This window comes from Pseudoalteromonas sp. KAN5 (genome assembly GCF_022846535.1).
Classification (GTDB): domain Bacteria; phylum Pseudomonadota; class Gammaproteobacteria; order Enterobacterales; family Alteromonadaceae; genus Pseudoalteromonas; species Pseudoalteromonas haloplanktis.
Genome location: NZ_AP025589.1, coordinates 3,189,500 through 3,205,294 on the forward strand (window position 1 = coordinate 3,189,500; position 15,795 = coordinate 3,205,294).

At 41.1% G+C, this 15,795-nt stretch carries 11 protein-coding genes and 1 pseudogene; 6 read left to right on the plus strand and 6 right to left on the minus strand.

Annotated elements, in window-relative coordinates; translation table 11 throughout:
* Positions 1-14: 14 nt before the first annotated feature.
* From glyS to dnaA, 6 genes are all read right to left on the minus strand, one after another.
* On the minus strand, positions 15-2,084 hold the full coding sequence (gene glyS / locus KAN5_RS14340; protein ID WP_244389977.1) for a glycine--tRNA ligase subunit beta: 2,070 nt from the start codon (positions 2,082-2,084) through the stop codon (positions 15-17).
* Positions 2,085-2,086: 2 nt separating this feature from the next.
* On the minus strand, positions 2,087-2,986 hold the full coding sequence (gene glyQ / locus KAN5_RS14345; RefSeq protein ID WP_016710419.1) for a glycine--tRNA ligase subunit alpha: 900 nt from the start codon (positions 2,984-2,986) through the stop codon (positions 2,087-2,089).
* 142 nt (positions 2,987-3,128) lie between these two features.
* On the minus strand, positions 3,129-5,555 hold the full coding sequence (gyrB, locus tag KAN5_RS14350) for a DNA topoisomerase (ATP-hydrolyzing) subunit B (RefSeq protein ID WP_016710420.1): 2,427 nt from the start codon (positions 5,553-5,555) through the stop codon (positions 3,129-3,131).
* A gap of 12 nt (positions 5,556-5,567) precedes the next feature.
* Positions 5,568-6,662 carry a DNA replication/repair protein RecF gene (recF, locus tag KAN5_RS14355; RefSeq protein ID WP_138555541.1) on the minus strand — a complete coding sequence of 365 codons (1,095 nt, stop codon included), beginning with the start codon at positions 6,660-6,662 and terminating at the stop codon, positions 5,568-5,570.
* Between the two features lie 6 nt (positions 6,663-6,668).
* The gene (gene dnaN / locus KAN5_RS14360) at positions 6,669-7,772 is read right to left on the minus strand and encodes a DNA polymerase III subunit beta (RefSeq protein WP_138555540.1); all 1,104 of its coding nucleotides are present in this window, start codon (positions 7,770-7,772) and stop codon (positions 6,669-6,671) included.
* A gap of 13 nt (positions 7,773-7,785) precedes the next feature.
* The gene (dnaA, locus tag KAN5_RS14365) at positions 7,786-9,180 is read right to left on the minus strand and encodes a chromosomal replication initiator protein DnaA (RefSeq protein ID WP_029216280.1); all 1,395 of its coding nucleotides are present in this window, start codon (positions 9,178-9,180) and stop codon (positions 7,786-7,788) included.
* A 507-nt stretch (positions 9,181-9,687) separates the two neighbouring features.
* Between dnaA and rpmH the strand changes: the two genes are divergently transcribed.
* From rpmH to mnmE, 6 genes and pseudogenes are all read left to right on the plus strand, one after another.
* A complete protein-coding gene (gene rpmH / locus KAN5_RS14370; protein ID WP_004335215.1) occupies positions 9,688-9,822 on the plus strand; it encodes a 50S ribosomal protein L34 in 135 nt (44 codons plus the stop codon).
* Between the two features lie 7 nt (positions 9,823-9,829).
* Positions 9,830-10,255 carry a ribonuclease P protein component gene (gene rnpA / locus KAN5_RS14375; RefSeq protein ID WP_016710423.1) on the plus strand — a complete coding sequence of 142 codons (426 nt, stop codon included), beginning with the start codon at positions 9,830-9,832 and terminating at the stop codon, positions 10,253-10,255.
* A gap of 125 nt (positions 10,256-10,380) precedes the next feature.
* Positions 10,381-10,656, plus strand: a complete 276-nt coding sequence (gene yidD / locus KAN5_RS14380) for a membrane protein insertion efficiency factor YidD (RefSeq protein ID WP_016710424.1) — start codon at positions 10,381-10,383, stop codon at positions 10,654-10,656.
* Between the two features lie 8 nt (positions 10,657-10,664).
* Positions 10,665-12,303: pseudogene (gene yidC / locus KAN5_RS14385) on the plus strand (membrane protein insertase YidC).
* 113 nt (positions 12,304-12,416) lie between these two features.
* Entirely contained in the window at positions 12,417-13,763 is a 1,347-nt protein-coding gene (locus tag KAN5_RS14390) for an IS1182 family transposase (RefSeq protein ID WP_244389844.1), read from the plus strand.
* A 306-nt stretch (positions 13,764-14,069) separates the two neighbouring features.
* Positions 14,070-15,434, plus strand: coding sequence for a tRNA uridine-5-carboxymethylaminomethyl(34) synthesis GTPase MnmE (gene mnmE, locus KAN5_RS14395; protein ID WP_138555539.1), 1,365 nt, complete (start codon positions 14,070-14,072; stop codon positions 15,432-15,434).
* Positions 15,435-15,795: the final 361 nt, after the last annotated feature.

Consider the following 15,795-nt stretch of genomic DNA (forward strand, 5'->3'; position numbering starts at 1 on the left):
AAGCTAAGCTGAACTTACTTCTGTAATACAGAAATATCAGCAATATCTAAAAATAAGCCACTTAATTGACTGAGCAACGCCAAGCGGTTTTGCTTAACAGCTTCATTGTCAGCCATTACCATTACATTATCAAAGAAGTTATCGACACTTTCGCGGATACCCGCTAATTGTGCAAGCGCTTCTTGATAATCGCCGGCGGCATACAGTGGTGCAAGTTCGGTGGCAAATTTAGCAACTTGCGACGCTAATACTTTTTCAGCATCATCGCTCAATAAGCTCTGCTCTACAGTACCTTGGCTGGTAATGTCATTCTTAGCAAGAATATTACTTACACGCTTATTAGCTGCTGCAAGTGCTTCTGCGGCGTCTAATGTACGGAAGTGGCTCACTGCTTTAACACGACGGTCAAAATCTACAGGCTTGGTTGGGCGTCGCGCAAGTACAGCTTGAATTACGTCAACCTCAATGCCTTCATCTTGATACCAAGCACGGAAGCGACCTAACATAAACTCAAATACATCTGTTGATACATTTAAGTTAGTAAGCTTATCGCCAAACAGGCTTTGTGACTTAGCAACCAGATCGAGGATATCTAATGGTAGCTCTTTCTCTACCATGATACGTAACGCACCAATTGCAGCACGACGAAGTGCAAACGGATCTTTATCACCTTTTGGTGCTTGGCCAATGCCAAAAATACCCACCAAGGTGTCAAACTTATCGGCGATTGCAACCGCACAGCTGATCAAGTTTGTTGGTAAGCTGTCGCCTGCAAAGCGTGGCATGTATTGTTCATTTTGCGCAATGGCTACGTCTTCTGCTTCACCATCATGGCGCGCGTAGTGCATGCCCATCACACCCTGAACATCGGTAAATTCCATGACCATTTCGGTCATCAAGTCTGTTTTGCTAAGTAAGCCCGCTCGCTCGGCAAGCGCTTTATCGGCACCTAGTTGCTCAGCAATGTAACCCGCAAGTGCAGCAATACGCTCAGACTTATCTTTTAGCGTACCAAGCTGCTGCTGGAACAATACACTATCAAGCGATTCTAAACGGCTTTCTAAGGTTTTCTTTTTATCAGTTTCAAAGAAGAACTGCGCATCGGCTAAACGTGGACGTACAACTTTTTCGTTACCCGCGATAACTACACTTGGGTTTTTGCTTTCGATATTTGAAACAAACAAAAACTTGTTAAGTAGCTTGCCGTCTTGGTCAAGTAACGGGAAGTATTTTTGGTCATCTTTCATGGTGTAGATCAGCGCTTCAGCTGGTACATCTAAAAAGGCTTCTTCAAATGTCGCCGTCAGTGTCACTGGCCACTCCACTAAAGACGTTACTTCTTCAAGTAAATCTTCATCCATTGCAACCACTGCATCAACAGCTTTGGCTGCGGCTTCAATTTGGCTGCGAATTTGTGCTTTACGAGTCGAGTAATCTGCAATAACGTAGGCCGATTTAAGCACTGAAAATACATCATCTGCATGGCTAATAGTCACTTTTTCTGGGTGATGAAAACGATGACCTTGCAGTTGATTGCTAATAGTTTTACCTAGCACCTCACCTTCGATTAGCTTATCACCAAACAAAATAGTGGCTGTATGCACAGGACGAATAAATTGTGTTTTATTCGCGCCCCAACGCATTGGCTTTGGAATTGGCAGTTTTGCTAACGCCTTATTTACTACGTCGTTTAATAAAGCGGTGGTTTCTTTACCTGCTACTTTGGCAATATGGAGTAACCATGCACCTTTATCTGTTTCCAGGGTTTGCGCTTCACTCACCTCGATACCGCAACCACGCGCCCAGCCCATTGCCGCTTTTGTCGGGTTACCTTCGCTATCAAATGCAGCTTTTGTTGCAGGACCACGTTTTTCAACTTCTTTATCTTGTTGCTTTGCTGCAAGTGCTGTGACTTGCAAACCTAAGCGACGTGGTGATGCATACCATTTCACACCTTGGTGAGCTAACTCTAAGCTTTCAAGTTCTGAACTAAGGTTTTCTGCAAATGCTTCTGCAAGTTTTCGCAGCGCTTTTGGTGGCAACTCTTCAGTGCCAATTTCTACTAATAAATTTTGTGCTGACATGTTTAATCCTTACAAAGCGGGAAGCCAAGCGCTTCGCGAGCATCATAATAACTTTGTGCACATGCTTTTGATAATGCACGAACACGTAATATATAACGTTGGCGTTCTGTCACTGAGATTGCATGACGAGCATCCAATAAGTTAAATGCATGCGATGCTTTCATTACTTGCTCGTAGGCAGGTAACGGTAAGCCAGCTTCAATTAGCTTTTGGCTCTCAGCTTCACATTTATCAAACTGTGCAAAAAGGTCTTCAACATTTGCGTGTTCAAAGTTATAAGTCGATTGCTCTACTTCGTTTTGGTGGAAAACATCACCATACGTTACGCGACCCATTGGGCCGTCTGCCCAGACAAGATCGTAAATACTGTCTACGCCTTGAATGTACATAGCTAGGCGCTCTAGTCCATAAGTAATTTCACCAGTTACCGGTGAACACTCTAAACCACCCACTTGCTGGAAATAAGTAAACTGAGTTACTTCCATGCCATTTAGCCAGATCTCCCAACCAAGTCCCCATGCACCTAACGTAGGCGACTCCCAGTTATCTTCTACGAAGCGAACCTCATCCGTAAGGGTATCAATCCCTACTGCCGCTAAAGAGCCTAAATATAGCTCCTGGATGTTATCTGGCGATGGTTTCAATACAACTTGGAACTGATAGTAGTGCTGCAGTCTATTTGGGTTTTCACCATAGCGACCATCGGTAGGACGTCGGCATGGTTGCACGTACGCGCTCGACATCGGCTCTGGGCCAATCGACTTCAAAAATGTTTGTGGATGGAATGTACCCGCGCCAACTTCCATATCAAGTGGCTGAATAATGACACAGCCTTGCTGTGCCCAGTAATCCTGTAAAGCCAGGATCAAACCTTGAAAGGTTTTAACGTCATATTTTTGCATATTTGGCTTTTAGTATCTGCTGTGATGTAGCGTGAAAATTACCCTCAGTATACCTTGTGCGTAGTCATGTTTTAAGCAGTTTGTGCAATTGCAGCCAATAAAAAAGGAGCCATTTGGCTCCTTTTATATAATGCTGTAATTATTATACGTCTAGATTAACAACACGCAGTGCGTTAGTTTCGATAAAGTCACGACGAGGCTCTACTTGGTCACCCATTAAGGTTGCGAATAATTGGTCTGCACCAACTGCATCTTCAATAGTAACCTGTAGCATACGACGAGCTGATGGATCCATGGTTGTTTCCCACAATTGATCAGGGTTCATCTCACCCAGTCCTTTATAGCGTTGGATATAGAGGCCGCGCTTAGATTCAGCGATTAACCATTCCAATGCGTCCACAAAGTTATCAACAGCTAAGGTCTTTTCACCACGTTGGATATAAGCACCTTCGCTTAAGATATTCGCAATATTAGTGCCTGTGACTGCAATACGCTTGTAATCACGAGACGAGATAAAGTCATGGCTTAATACATGCGCTTTGTCCACACCATGCTGGCGTATATTCACTACTGGGTAATATAAGTTACGCTCAGTATCATGCTCTGTTGCAGCAGCAAATATTGTGGCATCTTCATCACGTTTAACTAAATCATCAACAAGATCTTTAGTCCAAGCAATTACTTTTTCTTCATCAGCTAAGTCAGCTTCTGTTAGCTCACTTTGATAAATTAAACGCTCCATCACCGTGTTCGGGTACTTGCGTTTTAAGCGCTCAATAACTTTAACTGTATTTTGATAATCATGAACAATACTTTCAAGCGCTTCACCTTCTAAGGCTGATGCGTCAGCACTAGTGTAAAGAGCTGCGCCATTTAGCGCTAAAGACGTAAGGTAATCTACTAATGCAGGATCATCTTTAATATAACGCTCTTGCTTGCCTTTTTTCACTTTATAAAGCGGAGGCTGAGCAATATAAATATAACCACGCTCGACAATTTCTGGCATTTGACGATAGAAGAAGGTCAATAATAGCGTACGAATATGCGAACCATCGACGTCAGCATCGGTCATGATTATGATGCGATGATAACGTAATTTTTCAGGGTTATACTCATCACGGCCGATACCACAGCCTAATGCTGTAATTAAAGTCGCGACTTCTTGTGAAGAAAGCATTTTATCAAAACGTGCTTTTTCAACGTTTAGAATTTTACCTTTAAGCGGCAAAATCGCCTGATTTTTACGATTACGACCCTGCTTGGCAGAACCGCCAGCTGAGTCGCCCTCCACTATGTATAGTTCAGATAGTGCTGGATCTTTTTCTTGGCAGTCAGCAAGTTTACCTGGTAGACCTGCTAAATCCATCGCACCTTTACGACGTGTCATTTCACGTGCTTTACGAGCGGCTTCACGGGCACGTGCAGCATCGATAATTTTGCCGACAACGATTTTCGCATCTAATGGGTTTTCTAATAAAAACTCAGTGAATTTCTCAGCCATTGCTTGTTCTACAGCAGACTTAACTTCACTAGATACTAGCTTATCTTTAGTTTGTGATGAGAACTTAGGATCTGGCACTTTAACACTTACAACCGCAGTTAAGCCTTCGCGAGCATCATCGCCTGTGGCATTACTGGTTGTTTTAGCTTTTTTGTTAAAGCCTTCTTTTTCCATATAAGTGTTTAATGTACGTGTTAGCGCAGATCTAAAACCGGCTAAGTGAGTACCACCATCACGTTGTGGAATATTATTAGTAAAACAGTAAATGTTTTCTTGGAAGGCATCATTCCACTGCATGGATACTTCAACACTAATCCCATCTTCTTCACGCTCGTGGGTAAAGTGGAATACACCTTTATGGACAGGTGTTTTATTTCGGTTTAAGTATTCAACGAAAGCACGAATGCCCCCTTCATATTTGAAGTGGTCGCTTTTATTCTCTTCACGCTCATCATTTAAAATGATACTCACTCCTGAATTTAGGAATGATAGTTCACGTAAACGCTTAGCTAAAATATCGTAATGGAAATCAAGATTTGTAAATGTTTCGCCACTTGGCCAAAAGCGTATTTCGGTACCTGTAGTTTCAGAGTCACCAATTACTGCAAGTGGTGCATCTGGCACACCCATAGTGTAAAACTGTTCATGTAACTTGCCTTCACGACGAATAGTTAGCTTTAACTTTTCTGAAAGCGCGTTTACAACTGAAACACCAACACCGTGTAAGCCACCAGATACTTTGTAAGAGTTATCATCAAATTTACCACCGGCATGCAGTACCGTCATGATTACTTCTGCAGCTGAGACGCCTTCTTCTTCATGAATTGAAGTAGGAATCCCACGGCCGTTATCTCTTACAGAAACTGAACCATCTAAATGAATAGTGACATAGATATCATCACAGTGGCCTGCTAAGGCTTCATCAATAGAGTTATCAACGACCTCAAACACCATGTGGTGCAAGCCTGTGCCATCATCGGTGTCCCCTATATACATTCCAGGACGCTTTCTTACTGCGTCTAATCCTTTTAGTACTTTAATACTCGACGAATCGTAATTCTCAGACATGGTTAATCCCACTTATCTTGTTATTAGGTTGCCATGTTTCACGTGGAACATTTGTAGTTCTCGTTGCATGGGTTCCACCACAGCAGAAATACTTTCAGATTCGATCGCAGAGATAAATATTTGAGAGTTGCAGTGCGACAAAAGTTGCCCTACTTTCTCTTTAGTATCTTCCCCTAGCTCTGAAGGTAAATCATCTATTAGCAATATTGATTGCTTTTCTGTCTCTGACTCAATCAAACTATTTTGCGTTACTTTTAACGCATAAAGCAATAGTTTCAATTGGCCGCGTGAAAAGGTATTTTCCACACTGTTGCCAGCGACACTAAAACTGAAATCTGCCTTATGCGGGCCTTTACTAGTAAAACCTTGGCGACTATCGCGCTCAAAACTTTGCTCAAGAGCCTCAGTTAGAGATTCACTCTCTTTCCAACCCGCATGAAAACTTATTTCTAAATCGCGTATAAGCGTTAATTCTGCACACATTTTATCAAAAAACTGCCGCTTAAACCTACTTATATACGCAATTCGTAAATTATTTATTTGTTCTGCCAGTCTAACAAATTCTTTATCCCAAAACTTAATTTGGTCAAAATAATTCTTAGGCTTACTTTTTAATAATGCGTTACGCTGCTTTAAAACTTTATTAAAAGATTGCCACAGGTAAAAAAAGTCTTGTTCCACGTGGAACAACCCTAAATCTAAAAACTTGCGCCGTTCTTTAGGGCCACCAAAAAATAATGAATAACTTTCAGGGGTGATAACTTGCACTGGCATTAACTGAGCAAGCTCAGACACTCGGCGGCTAGACTTACCCTGTATTTTTAATTCAGTCTCGCCGTTTAGTGTTTTACTGATACCGATGGGTATCGATAAATTATAAAGAGACTTGCGTCCGTGAATGGTAAATTTTTCTTTATGATGTTGAATGATGCTTTTGTGTTTTAATGTACGAAAAGACTTGCCATGAGAAAGATAATAAATCGCCTCTAAAAGGCTGGTTTTGCCACTGCCATTTTCACCATAAATTACATTAATACCATTCACCGGCTCTACAGTGATCGCCTCAATATTACGAAAATTATTGAGGCTCAAATGACTTAAACTCATAATGCCTTATAAGCGCATTGGCATAACAACGTACATAGCTTCTTCATCGCCAGCACCTTCTATTAACGCACTACTATTTGAATCAGCAAGTGTAAATAAAACGTCTTCTGTTTTTAATGTATTTAACACATCTAAAACATACGATACGTTAAAACCAATTTCTAAATCATCACCTTGGTAATTAACTTCAACCACTTCTTCAGCTTGTTCTTGCTCTGGGTTATTAGCAGTAATTTTTAACAAACCATTCGATAAGTTTAAGCGTACGCCTCTAAACTTTTCATTTGATAAAATAGATACCCGCTGAAATGCACTACGTAACCACTCACGATTAGCGGTGATCACTTTATCACCACCACGCGGCAACACACGGCGATAGTCAGGGAAACGGCCATCAACCAATTTACTGGTAAAAGTAAACTCAGTATCAATTATACGAATATGATTAGCCCCAAACTGAATGGTCACTAACTCATCGTCAGCAACCATCAAACGCATTATTTCTTGCACACCTTTGCGAGGAATAATCAGCTGGCGCTGGGCACTTAATGACTGTGGTAATTGTTTTTGCGCAATAGCTAAACGGTGACCATCCGTTGCCACCGTTTTAATGTCTGCATTATCAACTTCAAATGACATACCATTTAAGTAATAGCGTACGTCTTGATTTGCCATTGAGAAATGAGTGCTTTCTAATAACTTACGTAGTTCTAAACGTGTCAGCTGAAATTCGACTTCGCCATCCCATTGTTCAAGGTTAGGGAAATCTTCAGCAGCAAGTGTAGTTAATGAAAAGCGACTCTTACCGCTGGTCAATAATAATTGATGATCTTGGCTGCTCAATGTTAAGTCTGAACCGTCTGGTAGACTTTTACAAATATCGAGTAATTTTTTAGCGGGCAAAGTCAATTTAGCATCGGCGGTATCATCGCCAACAAAAACCTTTGCGACAAGTTCAATTTCAAGGTCTGTGCCTGTCATTGAAAGCTCACCGTTTTCAACCTCTAACAAAACGTTAGATAAAATTGGCAAGGTGTGTTTGCGCTCAATTGCACCCGACACTTGCATCAAAGGTTTTAAAAATTGTTCTCTTGATATAGTTATTTGCATAATAAAGTCAGCCCTAAGATGACAATGTTCTTATTAGGTTTTGATAATCTTCTTTCACTTCATGACTTTCATCACGTAGTGATTTAATTTTTCTGCACGCATGTAATACTGTGGTGTGGTCACGGCCACCGAAGGCGTCCCCAATCTCTGGTAAGCTATGGTTGGTAAGCTCTTTAGATAATGCCATGGCAACTTGACGTGGCCTTGCGATAGAGCGGCTACGACGCTTTGATAGCAGATCAGACACTCGAATACGATAATACTCAGCAACAGTACGTTGAATATTGTCTATCGTTACCAACTTATCTTGCAATGCAAGTAAGTCACGTAGTGCTTCTTTTACAAAATCGATAGAGATTGGTCTGCCAGTAAAGTTTGCATTAGCGATTACACGATTAAGTGCGCCTTCTAATTCACGCACATTTGAACGTAATTTCTTTGCGATAAAAAAAGCCACTTCATGAGGTAAATTAATTTTACTCTGCTGGGCTTTTTTCATCAAAATAGCTACGCGCGTTTCGAGCTCTGGCGGCTCAATAGCAATGGTTAAACCCCAACCAAACCGTGATTTAAGGCGATCTTCAACCCCTTCAATTTCTTTTGGGTAACGGTCTGAGGTTAAAATAATCTGCTGGTTACCTTCAAGTAACGCGTTGAAAGTATGGAAAAACTCTTCTTGAGAACGCTCTTTATTAGCAAAAAATTGAATATCATCGATCATTAGCGCATCAACACTGCGGTAATAACGTTTAAATTCTTCAATGGCATTGTTTTGCAGCGCTTTTACCATATCCTGTACAAAGCGCTCTGAATGCATGTAAACAATTTTGGCATCTGGCTTGTTTGCCATAATGCCATTACCAACGGCATGCAGTAAGTGCGTTTTACCTAAACCAGTACCACCGTAAATAAATACAGGGTTAAAAGCTGCACCTGGATTGTCAGCAACTTGTGTAGCCGCAGCTTTTGCTAGCTGGTTAGACTTACCTTCAACAAAACTATCAAAGGTATAGTTTTCTTTGATGTTTGACTTATAACCAGACTTAGGCGCAGGCTCAACGGCAACTTTAGCTTCTTTAGATTGCTGTTTATTAGCAGCAGACTGATTTGTTGGTGTTGATACACTAGCTCCTGATGGTGCAGCTACTTGTGTATTTAAGATGGGCTTACTACCAACATCAAATCTTAACTCTGGTGCTTCATCTTTACATATTTCAACAAGTAACTCATTTATGCGGTTTAAGTACTTTTCTCTGACCCAATCGAGTACAAAACGATTAGGTGCGTAAATCGTCAGGGTATCTTCGGTACTTTCTGCTTGTAGTGGTCTTACCCACATACTGAATTGCTGCGAAGGCAATTCATCTTGCAATACATATAAACAACTTTGCCAAACCGACAGATACACAGTTAAACTCCCAAAGATTTAGTATTTATTCCCGTTCATCTTAAATGATGGAAAATCATACATTTATTACTATTATTTAGGCAATTTATTAACCCAAGACCGAGTATTATGAATGCACTTTATCCACAAGTACAAGATTGATTTTTTTGAAAAATATGATCTCGCCAGAAAAAACAACCAAAACACTGATTTTTAACAATAATTATTTTTAACCAGAAAGCATGATCATAGCAAAAAAGGGCTTGGATCGCGATCAAAATATGTGATCTATTTTAGTTACCCCAAGCTTTTATGCACTTTCTATACAGTGCCTGTGGAAAACTTCTTAAATATAAGGATCCTAGCAGATCCCACAACACCATCTATTAGTCCTTCTCTATTATAAATGCGATTATGGTTGACTTTAAGGTGCTTCATCGATAATATCTCGCGCTCGCAATGGCACCTGTGCCAGGATCGCGACCTGCATAGGATGTTTTAACCTTTAACCGATCGGATGGAATTGTTATGAAAAGAACTTTTCAACCTAGCGTTTTAAAACGCAAACGTGCTCACGGTTTCCGTGCTCGCATGGCAACTGTAAATGGCCGTAAAGTATTAGCTCGTCGCCGCGCTAAAGGCCGTAAAGTTCTTTCTGCTTAATATATAAGTGGAAGACTTTAACTTTGGCAGGGAGTTACGTCTGTTAACTCCCTCGCATTACTCTCGTATCTTTAATGAACCCGCTCGGGCCGCAACTCCTTTCTTTACCTTATTAGCAAAACCGAATGACCAAGCAAAACCTCGCTTAGGACTGACTGTCGCTAAAAAACGAGTTAAAAAAGCTTGCCAACGAAATCGTATTAAACGTCTTGCTCGCGAAAGTTTTCGTTTAAATCAACACACCATTGATAATATAGATATTGTACTAATGGTTAAAAGCGGCATTGATGAACAATCAAATGAAGAGCTAACCAAACAACTCACTAAATTGTGGCGTAAAATTAACGAGCGCTGTAAACCTGGTGCGCCTAAACCACCACCTTTTAAAAAACGCCCTAACAAATCGGCGAAATCCAATAAACAAAGCCAATAGCAATAGAATTATAGGGTTAATTAAGGTATCTTTAGCTCACCTTTTAATCATGCATTTAAAATTCCGCTTTGGGTGTTTAAATTCATGGTATCAACCCACTAAATCTACACAGAGGATAGAACATCATGAGGTTACTTAAACCACTTGTTGCTTTTCCAAAGTTATGTTTAGTGTTATTAATTCGCGGTTATCAAAAGTGGATTAGCCCACTGTTAGGCCCGCATTGTCGTTTTAATCCTACTTGCTCAAGTTATGCTATTCAGGCAATTAATTTGCACGGATCAGTAAAAGGCAGTTGGTTAGCGCTCAAACGCATATTAAAATGTCACCCTTTACATTCAGGCGGAGACGACCCCGTACCTGAAAAAACAACCCATATTAACCACCAACACGAGAAATAAGAGCTGTTATGGAATCGCAACGCACGTTTTTATTCATCGGTTTGATGCTTGTATCGTTTTTATTGTTCCAAGAGTGGAACAACGACTACAACGCACCAAAAGCCGATCCTAGTGCCAACACACAAACACTACAAACTAACTCACCTGATTCTGATGATTATATACCGTCATCAACAGATGGTGATTTACCAACTGCAGCAACCAGTGCAAAGCGTTCAGTGATTGACATCACGACAGACGTATTCACTGTAAAAATTGATACCCGCGGTGGTGATATTGTTGAAGCCGACTTACTCCAATACGAAGATAAAAAAGGTAGTGAAATACCTTATATGTTACTGGGTGAGTTTGATGGTAATCAATACTTCTCACAAAGTGGCTTAATCGGCTTAAACGGACCAGATGCATCAGCAGAGGGTCGCCCAGTTTATAGCACTGCACAAAAAAGCTTTACCTTAAACGGTGATGAACTTCGTGTTCCTTTAACCTTCACTGATAGCAAGGGTGTTACTTTTACCAAAACCTATGTATTCAAAAAGGGCCAATACGATGTGGCTTTAGAGTACACAGTAAACAACACCACAGCCGAGCCAATCCAAGTACAGCTTTACACTCAAGTAAAACGCACAGTGCAAGAAAAAGGCGGCTTAGTTGATCAAACTTACTTAGGTGCGGCTTACGGCTCTAGCGAAGAAAAGTACGATAAGTACAGCTTTTCTGACATGGCTGATAAAAACCTAAATATTAATACACAAGGTGGTTATATAGCTTTTATTCAACACTACTTTGTAAGTGCTTGGGTACCTTCTCAAGATCAGCAAAATACACTTTACAGTTTAATTGCTAAAGGCAACGCTGCAATTATTGGTGCAAAGGGTGAGCCGGTAAATATTCAAGCTAACCAACAAGCTACTATTGGTGCTACTTACTACATGGGCCCGAAAGAGTCTGATAAACTAGCTGCACTTCACCCTAACCTAGATTTAACCGTTGATTACGGTTGGTTATGGTTCATCTCACAGCCTTTATTTGTGCTGTTAAAGTGGTTACACGGCATCTTAGGTAACTGGGGTTTGGCGATCATTGCTATCACCATAATCATTAAAACATTAATGTACCCACTAACGAAAGCGCAATACACGTCAATGGCGAAGATGCGTGCCCTACAACCAACCAAAAATGGCTGCACTAAAAGAAAAGTATGGCGATGACCGTCAAAAATTCGGTCAGGCAACGATGGAAATGTACCGCAAAGAAAAAGTTAACCCAATGGGTGGTTGTTTCCCTATTTTGCTACAAATGCCTATTTTCTTAGCCTTGTTCTATGTATTCTTAGAATCAACTGAGCTACGCCATGCTGAGTTTGTCTTATGGTTAACAGACTTATCTGCGCAAGACCCATACTATGTATTACCAATTTTATTTGGTGCGAGTATGTTTATAACGCAAAAACTACAACCAATGACGGTCACCGATCCAATGCAACAAAAGATGATGACTTACATGCCAGTTATCTTCTCTGTGTTCTTCTTATGGTTCCCGTCTGGCCTAGTACTTTACTGGTTAGTGTCTAACCTAATTTCAATCGCACAAATGTTAATCATTTACCGTGGTATGGAAAAACAAGGAATAAAAGTGAGGGGCTAGTAGCTCTTTTACTTAGAAAAAGGCGACTTAGGTCGCCTCAGATTGTTGAAAAAGGGCTAGACACAGATCGAGCCCTTTGATCTAATAAGCAGAGTGAATTTGGAGAGTTCATTATGCTTAGAGATAAAACCCCGCAACAACATGAATTAGAAATGGTCGCAATTGACCAACTTGTTCCACAAGACCACTTAGTACGACTCGTAGACTTAGCTATCGACTTTGAATTCATACGTGATGAAGTCGCCCACTTATATTGCAAAAATAATGGCCGACCAGCCGTAGACCCTGTCCGCTTTTTTAAATACCTATTCTTAGGTTACTTGTTTGGTATTCAAAGTGAGCGCCGCCTTATTAAAGAAGTGCAAGTGAATGTTGCATACCGCTGGTTCTTAGGTTTAGGGCTCACCGATGACGTTATCCATCATTCGACACTGAGCCAAAACCGTGTAAAACGCTTTAAAGACAGCGGTATTTATCAATCGATTTTCGACAATATAGTTCGTCAAGCGATGAAGCAAGGGCTCATTGGTGGGCATAGTTTATTTGCAGACAGCACCCATTTAAAAGCCAATGCCAATAAACGCCGTTATGACATTGAAGACTTAAAAGTCAGCCCCTCAGTGTATGTTGAGCAGCTTAATGAAGCCGTGATAAAAGACAGGAAAGCCGAAGGAAAAAAGCGCCTGAAGTATGAGGAAAAGGAGCCTTGTACAAAACCAACCAAAGTAAGCCGAACTGACCCAGACAGTGGGTTTATGGTGCGTGATGAAAAGCCAAAAGGATTTTTCTATTTAGACCATAGGGTTGTGGATGGCAAACACGGAATTATCGTTGATACACATGCCACAGCAGGTAATGTGCATGACAGTCAACCCATCATACAACGCTTAGACCGCGTACTTGATACGTTTGAACTCAACCCCATCGCGGTTGGGTTAGATGCAGGGTACTTTACAGCCGCAGTGTGCCATAATTTAGAAGAACGACAACTCATTGGTGTCTTGGGTTATCGACGGCCAAACAAAAAGAAAGGCTATTTCGCAAAGCGAGAATACAGCTACGACGTAGACACCGATACATACACATGCCCACAAGGCGAAATACTGATTTATAACACCACAAACCGACTAGGATATCGGCAATACCACTCAACCCCGCAGACATGTAAAGACTGTCCAGTGCGGTCGCGATGCACAAACAGTAAAAACCATATCAAAGTAATTACACGGCATGTGTGGCAAGCAAGTGTAGAGGCAGCAAATGAAATACGGCTGAGCGAATGGGGTAAAAAACGATACAAACGACGAGGTGAAACAGTCGAAAGAAGTTTCGCGGATGCAAAACAACATCACGGGCACCGTTATTGTAGATACAGAGGAATAAAGAATGTCAGTGCGCAATGCTTATTGGCAGCAGCCTGTCAGAATATGAAGAAAATGGCGTTAATGAAGGCGGCCTAGCTCAATATGAGCGTAATAAATCTCAAAATCCCTCTAAGACCCCGTCATACGGCGGTAAATTCAAGAAAATTCACATCAGCACTAAAACGCAAAGAATAATAATAACAACAGAAAAATATCGCGATCGCAGCCTTCGGCTGCTCAAAAATAATAAACCCCGCAAAAAAAGCAGGGTTTATCGTCAATCTGAGGCGACTTAGGTCGCCTTTTTTATTGGCTGTTTTTAGCCACAGCTATTCGCTACAAATAGCTGCATAGGTTACAATACGCACATACCATTATTCATTAAATTGGCAAATTATTAGCATGATCAATCAAGATACAATTGCAGCACAAGCAACCGCGCCAGGGCGTGGTGGTGTTGGTATTATTCGCGTTTCAGGTAACTTAGCAAAAAGTGTTGCAGAGCAAATAATTGGTCGTTGCCCTAAAGTACGCTACGCCGATTACGTGCCATTTAATAGTCTTGCTGGCGAACAACTTGATCAAGGTATTGCTATTTTCTTTGCAGGCCCTAACTCATTTACTGGTGAAGACGTACTTGAGTTACAAGGCCACGGCGGCCCTGTTGTACTTGATATGCTATTGAAAGAAATAAGCCAAATAGATGGCGTACGACTTGCCAAGCCAGGTGAGTTTTCAGAGCGCGCCTTTATGAACGATAAAATGGATTTAACCCAAGCAGAAGCGATTGCCGATTTAATTAACGCAACCAGTGAACAAGCAGCTAAAAGCGCCTTACAATCGCTACAAGGTGAGTTTTCTAAGCATATTGAGACCCTAGTCGAAAAAGTAATCCACTTACGTATGTACGTAGAAGCAGCTATTGATTTTCCTGATGAAGAAATCGATTTTCTATCAGACGGTAAAGTTGCTGGTGATTTAGACGCAATAATAGAGCAGCTTTACAATGTCACCAATCAAGCCAAACAAGGCAGTATCATGCGCGAAGGTATGCGCGTTGTTATTGCTGGTCGCCCAAATGCAGGTAAATCGAGTTTACTTAACGCGCTCGCCGGCAGAGAAGCTGCCATTGTAACCGAAATTGCCGGCACAACGCGTGATGTACTACGAGAGCATATTCATATTGATGGTATGCCGCTGCACATTATTGATACTGCGGGTTTACGTGAAAGCCCAGACCGAGTTGAACAGATCGGCATTGAACGTGCGTGGGATGAGATAAAGCAAGCTGATCGGGTGCTATTTATGCTCGACGGTACAGATACTACAGACACGGACCCGCATGCTATTTGGCCGGAGTTTATGGCTAAACTTCCTGAAGGAATGGGGGTTACTGTGATCAGAAATAAGGCCGATTTATCTGGTGATGAAGTAGGTATGAGCGAAAACCAGCAATACCCGGTGATAAGTTTAAGCGCTAAAAATGCTGATGGTATAGAGTTAGTTCGTACTCACTTAAAGGCTTGTATTGGTTTTCAAGGGGCTACTGAGGGCGGCTTTATGGCACGTCGTCGCCACTTAGATGCTCTCGATAGTGCAGCCCATCATTTACACACAGGTAAAGACCAATTAGAAATGCATATTGCAGGTGAAATTCTTGCCGAAGAACTGCGCTTAACGCAGCACTACCTCAATGAAATTACCGGCGAATTTACCTCTGACGACTTACTAGGTAAGATCTTTAGTTCGTTCTGTATCGGTAAATAACACTTTTTATCAAAGGCGCAGCTCATCTGCGCCTTCTCCAACTCACCCAATTCAACCTTCTCAAACTGGCTTTAATGTATCTATATGGGTACAATAAAGCACCTTAAAAGCTGATAGTAATTCACACTTTACCATTTCTATCTCTCTTGACCTATCCACTAAACTGGTGAATAGTAAGCTATAGAGATATATCAGTATTTTCCATGAATTTTTAGCAAAATAAACTAAACTCATTGTTATAACTATGATGCGGTCACTTTAGTTAAAACACATAAGAAAAATGACTGACTTATAAATAAAATTAAATACTGCTGCGACACATTATTAAATTGCGACTCTTTACAGGATTAAGGTTTCACCA

Excerpts from the sequence above, each read along its gene's own strand:
- glyS (WP_244389977.1), bottom strand. The coding sequence starts at position 2,084 with ATGTCAGCACAAAATTTATTAGTAGAAATTGGCACTGAAGAGTTGCCA.
- glyQ (WP_016710419.1), bottom strand. The coding sequence starts at position 2,986 with ATGCAAAAATATGACGTTAAAACCTTTCAAGGTTTGATCCTGGCTTTA.
- gyrB (WP_016710420.1), bottom strand. The coding sequence starts at position 5,555 with ATGTCTGAGAATTACGATTCGTCGAGTATTAAAGTACTAAAAGGATTA.
- recF (WP_138555541.1), bottom strand. The coding sequence starts at position 6,662 with ATGAGTTTAAGTCATTTGAGCCTCAATAATTTTCGTAATATTGAGGCG.
- dnaN (WP_138555540.1), bottom strand. The coding sequence starts at position 7,772 with ATGCAAATAACTATATCAAGAGAACAATTTTTAAAACCTTTGATGCAA.
- rpmH (WP_004335215.1), top strand. The coding sequence starts at position 9,688 with ATGAAAAGAACTTTTCAACCTAGCGTTTTAAAACGCAAACGTGCTCAC.
- yidD (WP_016710424.1), top strand. The coding sequence starts at position 10,381 with ATGAGGTTACTTAAACCACTTGTTGCTTTTCCAAAGTTATGTTTAGTG.
- KAN5_RS14390 (WP_244389844.1), top strand. The coding sequence starts at position 12,417 with ATGCTTAGAGATAAAACCCCGCAACAACATGAATTAGAAATGGTCGCA.
- mnmE (WP_138555539.1), top strand. The coding sequence starts at position 14,070 with ATGATCAATCAAGATACAATTGCAGCACAAGCAACCGCGCCAGGGCGT.